This is a genomic window from Ekhidna sp. (genome assembly GCF_965247405.1).
Taxonomy (GTDB): domain Bacteria; phylum Bacteroidota; class Bacteroidia; order Cytophagales; family Cyclobacteriaceae; genus Ekhidna.
Window position 1 is genome coordinate 1574051 of record NZ_OZ252014.1, and the last position, 12672, is coordinate 1586722.

General features: G+C 38.8%; 12 protein-coding genes. 7 read left to right on the forward strand and 5 right to left on the reverse strand.

Going from position 1 to position 12672, the window contains the following annotated elements; all coding sequences use genetic code 11:
• Positions 1–6: 6 nt before the first annotated feature.
• From ACP14Y_RS07085 to ACP14Y_RS07095, 3 genes are all read left to right on the forward strand, one after another.
• Positions 7–1629: a cyclic peptide export ABC transporter gene (locus tag ACP14Y_RS07085; RefSeq protein ID WP_424962260.1), complete on the forward strand. Its 1623-nt coding sequence runs from the start codon at positions 7–9 to the stop codon at positions 1627–1629.
• Positions 1629–2465, forward strand: coding sequence for a DUF1647 domain-containing protein (locus ACP14Y_RS07090; protein WP_424962261.1), 837 nt, complete (start codon positions 1629–1631; stop codon positions 2463–2465). The genes ACP14Y_RS07085 and ACP14Y_RS07090 overlap by 1 nt, the downstream gene beginning before the upstream one ends.
• Before the next feature lie 97 nt (positions 2466–2562).
• Positions 2563–3495: a hypothetical protein gene (locus ACP14Y_RS07095; protein ID WP_424962262.1), complete on the forward strand. Its 933-nt coding sequence runs from the start codon at positions 2563–2565 to the stop codon at positions 3493–3495.
• Here ACP14Y_RS07095 and ACP14Y_RS07100 read toward each other — a convergent pair.
• The 3 genes from ACP14Y_RS07100 to ACP14Y_RS07110 are packed head-to-tail and all read right to left on the reverse strand — an operon-like array spanning position 3479 to position 6713.
• Positions 3479–4390: a hypothetical protein gene (locus ACP14Y_RS07100; protein WP_424962263.1), complete on the reverse strand. Its 912-nt coding sequence runs from the start codon at positions 4388–4390 to the stop codon at positions 3479–3481. The two genes, ACP14Y_RS07095 and ACP14Y_RS07100, sit on opposite strands and share 17 nt — an antisense overlap.
• Complete coding sequence (locus ACP14Y_RS07105) at positions 4387–5118, reverse strand: hypothetical protein (protein WP_424962264.1); 732 nt, start codon at positions 5116–5118, stop codon at positions 4387–4389. Before ACP14Y_RS07105 ends, ACP14Y_RS07100 begins: the two co-directional genes overlap by 4 nt.
• 11 nt (positions 5119–5129) lie before the next feature.
• The gene (locus ACP14Y_RS07110) at positions 5130–6713 is read right to left on the reverse strand and encodes a capsule assembly Wzi family protein (RefSeq protein ID WP_424962265.1); all 1584 of its coding nucleotides are present in this window, start codon (positions 6711–6713) and stop codon (positions 5130–5132) included.
• Positions 6714–6776: 63 nt separating this feature from the next.
• On the opposite strand from ACP14Y_RS07110, the gene ACP14Y_RS07115 reads away from it, so the two are divergent.
• On the forward strand, positions 6777–7646 hold the full coding sequence (locus tag ACP14Y_RS07115) for a glycosyltransferase (protein ID WP_424962266.1): 870 nt from the start codon (positions 6777–6779) through the stop codon (positions 7644–7646).
• A gap of 13 nt (positions 7647–7659) precedes the next feature.
• On the opposite strand, the gene ACP14Y_RS07120 is transcribed toward ACP14Y_RS07115, so the two are convergent.
• On the reverse strand, positions 7660–8451 hold the full coding sequence (locus tag ACP14Y_RS07120) for a glycosyltransferase family 92 protein (protein WP_424962267.1): 792 nt from the start codon (positions 8449–8451) through the stop codon (positions 7660–7662).
• A 122-nt stretch (positions 8452–8573) separates the two neighbouring features.
• On the opposite strand from ACP14Y_RS07120, the gene ACP14Y_RS07125 reads away from it, so the two are divergent.
• A complete protein-coding gene (locus ACP14Y_RS07125; RefSeq protein ID WP_424962268.1) occupies positions 8574–9419 on the forward strand; it encodes a glycosyltransferase domain-containing protein in 846 nt (281 codons plus the stop codon).
• Here the strand turns inward: ACP14Y_RS07125 and ACP14Y_RS07130 are convergent.
• Entirely contained in the window at positions 9416–10369 is a 954-nt protein-coding gene (locus ACP14Y_RS07130) for a polysaccharide pyruvyl transferase family protein (protein ID WP_424962269.1), read from the reverse strand. The two genes, ACP14Y_RS07125 and ACP14Y_RS07130, sit on opposite strands and share 4 nt — an antisense overlap.
• Before the next feature lie 165 nt (positions 10370–10534).
• Between ACP14Y_RS07130 and ACP14Y_RS07135 the strand changes: the two genes are divergently transcribed.
• Positions 10535–10987: a hypothetical protein gene (locus ACP14Y_RS07135; RefSeq protein WP_424962270.1), complete on the forward strand. Its 453-nt coding sequence runs from the start codon at positions 10535–10537 to the stop codon at positions 10985–10987.
• Between the two features lie 61 nt (positions 10988–11048).
• Entirely contained in the window at positions 11049–12668 is a 1620-nt protein-coding gene (locus ACP14Y_RS07140) for a cyclic peptide export ABC transporter (protein WP_424962271.1), read from the forward strand.
• The last annotated feature ends 4 nt before the right edge of the window (positions 12669–12672 follow it).

A 12672-nucleotide genomic window follows, 5' to 3' on the forward strand; every position in this document is an offset into this window, starting at 1 on the left:
TTATAGATGCGAGTCATAAAGCTCCTTATATCAGCCTCCAAAAAGCTTTTTCTTATTGCAGCATTTACCAGCGTTCTCACGGGGGTATTTTCTACACTGGTCATCAAGACCATTCATGAAGCAATTCAGGCTGATGAATTCATCCCAGAAATATTTATACGATCGTTTGGAATCTTCTGGTTACTCTACGGTATATTGTCTATAACGTCATCATATGCAGTTTCAAAGCTTACTCAGAGAATCATTCATGATTTAAGAGTCAAGCTTTCGAATAGTTTTCTTCGTGCCAGTTTTGAAACGATGGAGCACAATCAGAAAAAAATGCTTCCTGTATTGACAGAGGATATCAAGACCATTGCGTACGCCATTGAGCGGCTACCTAACGTCACCACTGGTCTGGCATCTGTGATTGGTATACTTGCTTACATGGTATGGTACTCTCCATTTCTCTCGGGAGCGACCGTTCTTATTTTCTTTTTTGTCTTCCTGTTCACTAAAGTGATGCTTCCTTATGTTCGTAAGTATGCTGACTATGGAAGAACGCAACTCACGCATCTATTCGATCATTTTCATGCGCTGGTTTTTGGCATCAAGGAGTTAGTACTGAACAAGCAATCGCAACGTAAATTCATTAATGATTTTATCATCCCTACAAGTAACAAGCAAAACGACGGGTATCTGAAGGAGAGTATCGCATCATCAATTATGAACCGGGCTACAGATATGATTCTATTGCTTGGAATGGCAGTTTTGATTTTGGTTGTCTTCTTCTCCCAAATTGTAACCCTGGAGTTTTTCGGCCACTACCTAACATTGGTTTTATTCACGTTGGCACCACTGTCTACAGCTTCAGGCTTTTTTGCTAGCCTGAAACGGATTGAAGTATCTATGAAGCATATTGATCAGATGGGATTAACGCTCCTAAGTAATAGTGAAAACAGTGGACTGGAGCCGCTGAACAATTCTACAGACAAAAGTGCGCTGATACGTATTGAGCAATTAGAGCATAGTTATTATCACAATGATGTTGATCAACATTTTGCCATGGGTCCAATAGACCTTACCATCGAAAATAAAGAAATGCTTTTCATTGTAGGAGGTAATGGCAGTGGGAAAACCACTTTGGCTAAATTGCTTTTAGGTCTGTACGAACCCATTTCTGGTAAACTCTTTTACAAGGGCCAGGAAATCACTTCGAATAATATTTCTACATATCGTTCCTGTTTTTCCGCCGTATTCGTTGACTCGTACTTATTTGAAGAATTCCTCAATGTAGACAAAGCCCACCTGGAAAAATTCGGTGAGCAATTGCTCAAAATGTTTGAGTTACATCATAAAGTGAAAATCAAAAACAATCGATTTACCACAAAGAATCTTTCTGAGGGACAGAAAAAAAGACTGGCGCTGATCATTTCAATTTTGGAAAACAAAGACATTTATCTTTTTGATGAATGGGCCGCTAATCAAGACCCGCAGTTTAAAGAGGTATTCTATAAAGAGGTACTTCCTATGCTTCAGGGTATGAATAAGACCCTGATCGTGATCACTCACGATGAAAAGTACTTCACTATGGCTGACCGTGTACTTAAACTGAGGGATGGTAAAATCACCAGGCAAGAAACTGCTTAATGAATAGCAACAACTATATCGCATCTGCAGCCAACGCTAAATTTTATAAAAGCTTCTGTCAGTTAGCCTATAGTTTCAACAAAGCCAAAGAATATAAAAACAGCACCGTCATATTTTATGATCTGGGTTTGGAAAAAGAGCAGGCAGAGGAAATTAAGAATAAGTCTGGCAATCTCTTTGAACATGTAGAGTATCGGATTTTCGATTTTAATAAATACCCGGAGTTCGTCAGACCAAATTACATGACGTGGGCATGGAAGCCCATCATTATTCATGAATTGATAAAGGAAACCGATGGTAATATTTTCTGGATGGATAGTGCCAATCAAATCCTCAAAAATTTGAAGCCGTTATGGAAGACCATTCAGCAAAAAGGAACCTATCTTCCTTTTGCAGGATCAGGAAGGCTGACTGATTGGACGATGAAAGAGACAATGGAATTCATTGGAGTTCCACAATCAAAGTATCAGTCCAGGAACAGAGCAGGTAACACATGTGCATTTTCAGCTAAAAACAGGAATGCTCTATCACTTGTTGCTGAGTGGGAATCGCTCTGCTTGATAGAAGAATGTGTATTGCCCAAAAATGCAAATCGATCCAATCATAGAGGGGACCAATCAGTTTTGTCCTCGCTTCTTGTGAGTAGGCCGTATGCTGAAAAACTGGATTTAACCAATGATGAGGTGGATATTAGCTCAAGCTCTCCCACATCGTTTGTAAGTGTGAGAAACAGATTTCCTCGTTACCTACCACTGGAGCCGGGTTGGCTTACATTTTATTACTTCAACTTTTTTAGGTTTTTAGATGTCCTCTTAAATAAAATCAAAGGGAATTGAGGGGATTTCTATGATTGCATTGACATATAATTGCAATTAAAGCTTTAACCTTAGCTGAAGTATTAGCAACTTCGCGTACTAATTTTTATACCAGGAATTGATATACCTAATCTCCGTTTTTATTCTTTCCGTACTGGGCATCATGGTTTACAACCATTTGTCTGGCAAAAATCTCATTAGGGATTTTGCACATTTCGTCGTAATCAGACGAAAATCACTCAAAAACCTTGATGAAGCCTGGAGTAAGTCCAACGATCGATCTGAAATTATTCTTTCCCTGACGACAATTCCAGAAAGAATTGACCATATTCAACCCACTATTAAATGCCTTCTACACCAACGGAGACTTCCTCAAAAAATCTGTATCAATATTCCCTTCAAATCATTTCGAAATAACAAGGAATACATAATTCCAACGTGGCTTACAGAATTGATGGCTGTTGAAATCGTAAGGGTTGATCAAGATTACGGACCAGCAACCAAATTCATTCCTACGCTTGATAGTGCAACACAGGATCAGTTGATCCTGGTAGTGGATGATGACAAAATGTATCCTCCAAACTACGTTAATGAATTTGAACGTACGGAGAAAGAGCATCCTGAATGCATATTAGCCGCAAGTGGATGGAGAGTGCCAAAGGACTTAATTGATAAACCAACTACGCTAAGAAGCAACCTGCTAAAAATCCCTCCAACACCTGTAAAAGGCACCCGGATTAAGGATTTATATAAAACGGACATCATTCAGGGTTATTCAGGGTACCTGATAAAACCTAAATTTTTTGATCTTGATACCATCAAAGACTATTCAGATGCTCCTGAACAAATCAAATTTGTTGACGACATTTGGATTAGTGCTCATTCAAAAGTTGACAAGTTCGTTCTACCGCTAAAAAGGTATTGTTATACCTCACCAGTTAATCAAAGTTTTTTCAAGTCAACAAGTCTGGCTAAAATCAACAACTGGAATCGCAATAACGCTGATAGAAATAATACAGTCGCCTTAAAATATTTTAAGGATAAGTGGTAGCCTTTAAGGGCAATGCCTTCCTTGTTTTCCTCTTTATCAGATTTACATCATAAGATCTTAGCTGAGACATACCGGGCTCTATTTCAAGCATATGTTCCAGGTATTTTCGCAAGTGAGGACGTAATAATTTATCCTTCCCGTTCAAGATATTCTTGATTGTGTCGGGGACAAAGTGAATGAATTTCACAGTATGTTCCTTGTTGATGAGTACCTGCCCATCTACCAGGGTTCGTTTGCATTCTTGCTTGTTCCATGCTGCGATATTGTGGCCTCTGTCTTTTATGATGTAAGATTTTTCGGTCATAAGCGGAAATAATCCTAAATAACCTTGATCATCAAGAATGCCTAGCTCTCGGTTGTTTTCTAGTCTCCAATGCATCATCTCAAGCCAGTTTTCAAGCAGATCTACTGTATTTCTATTGACTCCAATAAACCCCCCATTGTATAGTCCATGGTAGAAATAGTTAAAGAAAGCATTTTGATTCACAAACGGATTAAATGAGCGCCAATGTGGACTTAATATAACATCAAAGGATTCTAACTTCTGTGTAACAGGTGAGATATCATTATAGAAGTACAGATCAGGGTCGACCCAAAAAACAGCCTCAAATCTTTTTAATAAATGTTGGAGAAGTATTGGCTTTAGCATCCATCTAAAGCGGGAAGAGAGACTTTCCTCTTTCACTTTTAACAATTCTTCACCATAGCTATCGAGATCAATTTCATTTAAATCTAATATTTCGAACCCAGCATATTTCGAACCAGTGTAGTTGTCATCAACTACTAAGGAAAGGTATCTGGCCTCTCCTTTAAAAGTATCATTAAGAGATTGAAAGGTCGCTTGAGCCAATCCCAGATAATCACTTGTCACACACGTGCAAAAAGCAAAATTCATATTGATGTTGATTTCGCTATAACAACCTTTTCAGTATCCTTAATGTACTCCAAATTATCTTTAGTGATGACTAGATACTTAGGCGGCATAACTTTTACATTCTCAAACATCACTGGTAGAAAATTCAAATACGTTTGCTCGTAATAGAAACTTCTTTTTTTGTCATTTCTACATCGATAAAAGCAAACCTTCGCCCACCATTTTAATAAATCATCAGCATCCTTAGAAAACCCTACTAATAAGGAGGTATAAAACCCCTTTTTAAAATTCTTAATAAACCCATTCTCGGTTTCTTTAGGATGTAGGGGAAACCCATTTGGAAAAAGAACTACATCATGTGTTGAGAGTTGATCCAGGACGTCACCTATTGATGTTTTTATTCTTAAATCAGGATCAATGAGAATAACCCCTTTCCTTTGTCTCCGAACCAAGAAAAGAGAAAAATACGCTTTGTAAACTCCCTTAATCGCTCTGTTTGATGAGAGAAGTAGCCTTATCATCAAAACCAAATACATATAGACGGGGACAATCGCTTTACAAGAATAGAAAGTCACACCTTCTGTCGTGTTGTTTAGTTCTTTGACTTGTGTGCTTGATGCTCCTAATAAAAGAGCATGTATCTCCGAACTCGGTTGAAAGGAGATAATACTACTTGAAAGACCATCAAGAAGACTGGCTTCTTTTTTATTAATAATAGTAGCGTAAAGATGCTCGCTCTTTCTTTCCAAGCTGTATTCGTTTAGTCAATTCGATATGAAAGGTTAACCCCAGCCATTATATTAGTCGCTTCATTTTCATCTACATAATACCAGTTATTTCTGTAGGTATATGAAAAATTGGGATTGATTGTGAGCTTGTTGAAAAAGCCCACATAGTCCAGTCTTATTGTCCGTTCGAAATCGGTTGGAAAATCGCTTTGACCATTAAATGCCCTTACGAAATAATCATCATTGAATCTTACCCTGGTCAGCGTTAGACTCCACTTACCCTTTGGCTGATACAGATCTACACGAACAAAGTTGGAGTTCGAACCTGGACCGATTCCAGCACCCATGATTTGTCCACGGTTTGTAAAGCCTCTTACTGACCAGGGATGAACGTAATATGTTGGGTTGCCAGTGTTTAATCTTTGCAATTGATTGGTGCTCAAAGTGGTCGACTCAAACAGAACACTCAAAAGTCTCTCATTACCTAATTCAAATGTTTTCATCAATCCCAATGTGAATGCGCGGGATCGATCAGGGTTTTGAAAAAGTTCACTCACACTACCAGGAAAATCATTTCTTGCAAATTCAAGATATGTTCTAAAACCCACTTCTCTGAATGCGAAATCAAAATAAACAGACAGCATTTGATCGTACTCATCGTTCTTCTGGGCTCCCTTACCCTTTGTTTTGGTAAATAACGCAAAAGCATCTTTGAAGGACAAGTCCCCATCGGACCATCTGGTATTCAATACACGGTTTAGGCCAACATTAAGCTGAGGAAAAAAAGAAGGTTGATAACCGATATGCATGCCCGATATATATCCAGTCTCATTATCAGGATCACTGTCAAAATAGTCTGACTCAACAAGTTGTCCCCAAAATATTCGTCCTTCCAGCCTTCCGATTTTAGTTTCCACGGGCACATTCGTTCCAATGTCTATATGTGGGAACCCAGGAGCATTATAGCTCATCAGAATTGGACTAAACTGAGTAACACCCCATCTGAAGTTTTCGGTCGAAACACCAATTGTAGCATTTTTGTAAATCAACCGTATCTCGGACTGGCCCATGTCAAAATGAGTATATGTGCCAGCTCCATACTTTTGAACCCAATCGATGCGACTATCAAACGGATAGGCATACTCATTTCGTCCGGAGGGTGTTTCGGGGATGAAGAAATCTTTATTTTGCGAAACTTGAATATTTGGAACAAAGGCATATTGCAAAATACCTACCCTTCCGGCTACTCCTCCTGATAAAAAAAGATTTGCTCCTCGTCCATTCCACTGTGCTCCGTCATTATAGCTCATAGGGATTAGTGAATTGTAATTCACTCTTAAAACCGGATCTACGACGTATAAAGATGAGTTGCTTTTTTTATCATCGAGTTTAAAATTCTCTCCCCAAATATTCCAGGAAGGCTCACCATCAGTATGGTATTGCGTTACAATTGATGGGTATTGTACAATAGGTTGATTCAGAGAGGTATCCTGAAACAGAAGTAGATCATAATACTCTCTGGCATAGTCACCGGGAATAATCACCTGCGCAGACAAACCCCGAACAATAGAAGAGAGCAATAGAATAAATAAACCTTTAGGAAGTACTGTTTTCATCTATACATACTTTTGCCACAAAAGTACTTGTCTTCAAAATCTTTACACCATGATCCATTTGCTATGAAAGCTATTTGTACCATAATTACAAAAAGCCATCTCCATTTTGCACGAGTGCTTCATAAATCAATTTTGCGTTTCATTCCCAATATGCAGATGCATATCCTCATAGTAGATGTTTCTGAAAATGAAATGCCTAATAGCTTTGAAGGGCAATCCATCTACTCTAATGAGTTCATCACTCAATCAGAACTTGGCAAAAAAATTTACACCAAGTACTTCCAAAAAAATATGGACCACTATCGATGGTCCACAAAATCAGTATTCATGTCTAATCTCCTAGAAAAAGGAGTCGATCACCTTCTATACCTCGATAGCGATTTATTCTTTTTTGACGACCCGTCTTTTCTTTTTGAAATGCTGAACAATAATGACGTTTTACTCAGTCCCCACTTTCGGTGCTCTGACCCGTCCACAGATTACAATGAATATGGGAGAAATAATACTCATGGTCTCTTCAACGGAGGATTTGTTGGTGCCAACAAAGAGGGGATACCAGCACTAAACTGGTGGGCCAAAACATGCCACAGCGTTTGTGAGGTGAATAAAAAAGCGGGATATTACGTTGATCAGTCTCATCTCAATATGCTTCCAATCCTTTTCGAAAATATTGGCATTATTAGAAACCATGGGTGCAACGTTGCTAACTGGAACATTTTGGGAAGTCCACGTTCACAAAAAAACGGGGAACTCTTACTCGATGGTAAGGATAAACTGGTCTTCATCCATTTTACCTCAGACACTATACAAGGGATACTAAATGGAGAAGATCCGCTTCTTAATCCCCATTTAGATAAGTATGAAAAAGCATTAATGGAAGAGAAGCCATCTATGAGGCCATTCAAAATAAAGAAACCCTGGTATCAAATTTAATTTAAGGAGATGCCTACCAACCAATTCGCTTCAGAAGATCAATCATGCTGGTGTCTTCAATGTCGTTGCAGCCACGATTTTTCTCATCGAATCCCTCTCTTCCAACCGGTCTTCCACCAGACACGTTTTGGCGGGAGAGATACTCCTCTAGGGACTTAGTATAATAGTGATTGATTCTCCAACCAATCTCTTCAGTGTCGGTTAGCATATCACCAAACTTGTACCACTTGTAGTGCCACCAGTGCGCGCTGTAAGCAAAACGATTCCTTGACAGAAAATCGCCATTACCTAAATCTTTATGATCTGAATAGTTTTCTTCTCTTTTGGTATAGGCCTCCAGAACAGATTTTTCTGGTTTTTTGTCAAAGCCATTATTACCGAAATTGATACGTGGAATTTTTATGCCCTTGATTTTTTTTGTATCGACTGTCTTTAGCCAGGTTAAAAGAGAATCACTTTCATCGAGTGGGAATAAAAATTCATCCACATCGATTTTCATGAGCCACTGAAATTCCTTTCGATAGGTTTTAGCTGCGTGAGCAAACCCCATGTGATTTTTATTGCGCTGGTACCATTTTGTTGCTCCATCATATTTGGTGCCATCGAGGTGTGTCCATGGATGCCTCGTTACAATCCCCTTTTCTTCGTAGGGTTTTAAGATTTCTTTCGCTTCCTCACTTCCATCCTGATCATACAAATAGAAATGATCCACTCCCACCTTCACATGATAGTCGATCCAATCTTTCAGGTAAGGATTTTCGTTTTTGAAATTGGTAGCAAAGGTTAAGAAATGCTTTTTGCTCATGGTCTTGTAATCTGGCACAAATTAACCAGATAATTGACACAAACGCTACCAAATGACACCCAAATGTTATTTCCTTATTAGCAATGATTAGCTTTGCGGGACACTAATTTTTAGCTCTTAGAATGAAGGTAGTTACAGTCGCAACTCATCATAATCACCACCTCGAAAGACTTTTGATTTCTGCTCGAAAACAAGGAATTGAGGTTGAGCTAATTGGAGAAGGTCGTGAATATATTGATCACTATATCAAGACAGATTGGCTAATCGAGTATTTAGATACTGTGGATAAAGATGAGATTATTCTCTACACAGATGGTTACGACAGTGTATTGCTACAGAATGAATCTTACATTCAAGAAACGTTTAAGAAACTAGACCACCCCATGGTTTTTGGTGCCGAGCAGAATTTCAATTGTGAAGCATCCTTTTTTAAAAAAATTCGATTCTATTTGAAATTTCCAAAAGGCAAACGACCTTATCGATTTCTAAATGCAGGTGGATGGATAGGAAGAGCTGGATATGCAAAAGAGCTATTAAGAAAAGTTGTTGGTGGTGACGATCAAAGCTTACTATTAAAATACGTTTCTAAACATAAGACGGCCATTAAGCATGACACAGGTCAAAAGATTTTTGCTGTTATGGCTGGCAGAACAGGCATGGAGGATCATGACTATCTTATCGATGAAAATGGCAAAGTTCAAAGCACCATCACAGGTAGTAGGCCTGCTATTCTTCATGCGCCAGGGAAAAATTACTATGGCCTATATAAGATCATTAACAAACTGAAATATTTCCCGAAAGAGACATTTACTGAAGAGGAAATTCAACAATATAAGAAATCTCAATTCTGGAATTCATTAACCGCAAAAACCACGGCGGACAATTACCTCTTCCACCTACTACTTAAAGTTTTAGTTGGGGCGATTTCAATTGCACTTATTGTCGGGTTATTAAACTATCTGATTTAGGAATTTCTAAAGTTTTTCTTAAACCTCCGTTTGATCTCTTCGGCAATTGGCTGATAGTCTTTAGGGTTCTCAGGTGGGTTCTCCCAATCAATATCCAGTGTCTTAATAAATGGGTAGAACAATCGATGTACCCCTAGCATTTTAAAAAACTTATCAATATTCCTGTTTTCATGCAGTGGCAATCTCGGCCTGACCGTATTGAACAAGTTTTTTATTCCTCCAAATCGATACTTGTCGTACTTTTTTGCATAGCCAAAATCAAAAAATATGACCGGTGTGCCCATTGCAAGGCATGGCAAAGCACAGTGAATTCTTGAGGTGATCACTAACCCTGCCTGTGCATAGGTGTCCAGATATTCCTGTGCTTCTTCAATTTTTTTATCTATAGACAGATTTCTGTTTTTCCGGGTGTGGGTCATCATTTGGATGCGATGGTGATACTTTTTCGGAATCAGCTTGTACACTACTTTTTTTGCATACTTTTCACTTAAAAGTCCATCGTAAAAGAGATCAGTGACTACAATCTTATCATTTCTTTCACCTTCATGCTTCGGTAGCGTGAGAGTAACACATCCTGAATAGTAGGCATCAACTCCAATGGACTTAAACAACTCCACCGTATTATGATCTCTGCAGCCTATGGGCTCAAACTGCTTGTAGTAATCAGTAAGCTCTGGAGTAATAAGTTTCTGCCTTACCTCTTTAAACTTTGCAACATGAAAAGAAGTAAAGTAGGGTTCAATGTCTTTAGAGGGAGGCCAGTTTTCAGGCTCATGCATAAACCATCCATTGCAAAGCAGCTTGACTTTTTCGTCTGACTTGAATGTGTTTAGCTTCTCTCTATCCAGAATAAGTGCTTTATCATTATTCATCAGATTTAGGGCAGCTATGGTTTGTACCTCATCCCCTAGATTTCTACTGTCGTAATACGCGACTACTGCTTCTTTCATTGACTTGGTCTCTGATTTTCGGCGCAAAGGTATATCGCGAATCTGAGATCACGCTGGTTCCAGCATAATGCTACTTATCTTTGCGGAAATTTTCTTGATCAGTTTTGAGGTTCTGATCAATTATTAATGACATTACTGAGATCTGAATTCAAATAAGTTATCAATATGAAATACATTTTTCACTCAATTTTTTATTTGGCAATTGCTTTTGGTTGCACATCTCCAAATAGTGAATCCAAGCAGGAATCAAATGAAGAAACTCAAAGTGCTCCTGCTGAGGCCAGCAATCAACCCGATCAATATAAAGTAGTGCTTCGTCAAATTGATAATCGCGCGATCGTGCATGTAGATGACTCTGTTATCTACGATAGCAAAACAGTGGCTGGTGATTTTAATATAGAAGTAGACATCACTAAATATGTAGAAGAAGGGGCTATCGAGCTTAGAGTTGACCTTTACAATGGTAAAGAGCCATACAACCAATTAGACACTCACTGGGACATAGTTTATGACATCATGAGGAATGATGAACTGGTAGAGTTTGTTCGTGAATCCGGAGATGATGGCAGAGTAGGAAAAGTTTACTCTGAGACATTCTATTTAGATGAACTGTGGTAGGTAGAGCCTTCACTCATCATTGGTCTAAATCTAGCTAGCTTCGCGGCTGAATAAAAACTTCATGGTAGTAATCCGAATTTTAATCAAGTCTTCTTTAAAGCTTTTTACCATTGCGCTGATTGCCAGTATTCTTACTGGATTCACCTCTACCATGGTAATTAAAAGTATTCACCAGGCCATTCAAGATGATAATTTTCAATTAACCTCCTTCCTCATTGAATTCGGCCTTTTCTGGATCGCTTATGGTGCCCTCTCGATTGTTGCATCCTATGCCGTATCTAAACTCATGCAGCGCATCATTCATCAGCTCAGAATAGAGATGTCCAGGAAAATTATTCAGGCACCATATGAGGAGATCGAATTCAACCAAACCAATCTTCTTCCAATTCTTAGTGGTGATATTGACAAAATAGCAACACACATCAGAACCCTGCCGGCAGTAACTACTGGCTTAGCTACAGTGATTGGCATACTTGGATACATGGTGTGGTACTCTCCTATTCTTTCTCTCGCTACAATCTTTTTGTTTTCACTCATTATAGTGATCAGTAAAGTAGCGCTTCCATTGATTCGGAAATATGCGTTCAGTGCAAGAAGCCACCTTAATAATCTCTTCACTCACTTTGAGGGACTGATCCTTGGTATCAAAGAGTTGTCATTGAATAAGAATTTTTCGAAATCCTTTATTGATGATCATGTGATCCCTACCAGTAAGACACAGATGAAATATTACCTGAAAGAGAGTGTGGTTGCAGCAATTTTCAACAGGTCTACCGACCTGGTACTTCTTTTAGGTATGGGAGCTTTGGTTGTCATTATTTTCCAAACAGGATTCGTAACACTTGAGTTTTTTGGTAAATATCTGACGCTCGTGCTTTTTACATTGGCTCCTTTATCCTCCGCAACTGGATTTTTAAGAAGCCTGAAAAACATAGAAGCTTCGTTTCAGCACATCAAGCAAGTGGGTATTTCATTGGAGCCTTCATTCCAATACGATGAGGAAATAATGAACCAGAAGTGGGATAGCTCCAAACCGCTGGTTCGTCTAAATCAGGTTGAACACACCTATTACCATGCCGACGAAGACGAACACTTCAAGCTGGGGCCTATTGACCTGGAAATAATGAATGGTGAATCTGTTTTCATTGTTGGTGGAAATGGGAGTGGGAAAACCACTTTAGCAAAAATTATTTTGGGTCTTTATAAGGCTAAAGGAGGATCCATCGAATACCGGGAGGTTCCTGTTGAGAATGAAAACCTATCATTTTATAGAAGCCGCTACTCAGCAGTCTTCACTGATTCCTATGTGTTCAAAGAGCTGGATCATATTGATCCTGATTTTTTGGAGGCAAAAGGTCAAGAGCTCATTGATATGTTGGAGCTCACCAAAAAAGTAAAAATCGAGAATCGCAGCTTCACGACAAAAAGTCTATCAGAAGGTCAGAAAAAGCGACTTTCTCTCATTAGCTCTATTCTGGAAGACAAGGAAATTTACCTCTTTGATGAGTGGGCTGCCAATCAGGATCCTTATTTCAAGGATATCTTTTACAACAAGATCATTCCTTTCTTAAAAGAAAAAGGAAAGACCCTTATTGTTATCACGCATGATGATAGATATTTTGGTTTGTCTGACCACTTGCTGAAGCTGAGAGACGGCAAACTGCAGAAAGAAGAGCAATAGTTTT

Excerpts from the sequence above, each read along its gene's own strand:
- ACP14Y_RS07085 (WP_424962260.1), top strand. The coding sequence starts at position 7 with ATGCGAGTCATAAAGCTCCTTATATCAGCCTCCAAAAAGCTTTTTCTT.
- ACP14Y_RS07090 (WP_424962261.1), top strand. The coding sequence starts at position 1,629 with ATGAATAGCAACAACTATATCGCATCTGCAGCCAACGCTAAATTTTAT.
- ACP14Y_RS07100 (WP_424962263.1), bottom strand. The coding sequence starts at position 4,390 with ATGAATTTTGCTTTTTGCACGTGTGTGACAAGTGATTATCTGGGATTG.
- ACP14Y_RS07110 (WP_424962265.1), bottom strand. The coding sequence starts at position 6,713 with ATGAAAACAGTACTTCCTAAAGGTTTATTTATTCTATTGCTCTCTTCT.
- ACP14Y_RS07115 (WP_424962266.1), top strand. The coding sequence starts at position 6,777 with ATGAAAGCTATTTGTACCATAATTACAAAAAGCCATCTCCATTTTGCA.
- ACP14Y_RS07120 (WP_424962267.1), bottom strand. The coding sequence starts at position 8,451 with ATGAGCAAAAAGCATTTCTTAACCTTTGCTACCAATTTCAAAAACGAA.
- ACP14Y_RS07125 (WP_424962268.1), top strand. The coding sequence starts at position 8,574 with ATGAAGGTAGTTACAGTCGCAACTCATCATAATCACCACCTCGAAAGA.
- ACP14Y_RS07130 (WP_424962269.1), bottom strand. The coding sequence starts at position 10,369 with ATGAAAGAAGCAGTAGTCGCGTATTACGACAGTAGAAATCTAGGGGAT.
- ACP14Y_RS07135 (WP_424962270.1), top strand. The coding sequence starts at position 10,535 with ATGAAATACATTTTTCACTCAATTTTTTATTTGGCAATTGCTTTTGGT.
- ACP14Y_RS07140 (WP_424962271.1), top strand. The coding sequence starts at position 11,049 with ATGGTAGTAATCCGAATTTTAATCAAGTCTTCTTTAAAGCTTTTTACC.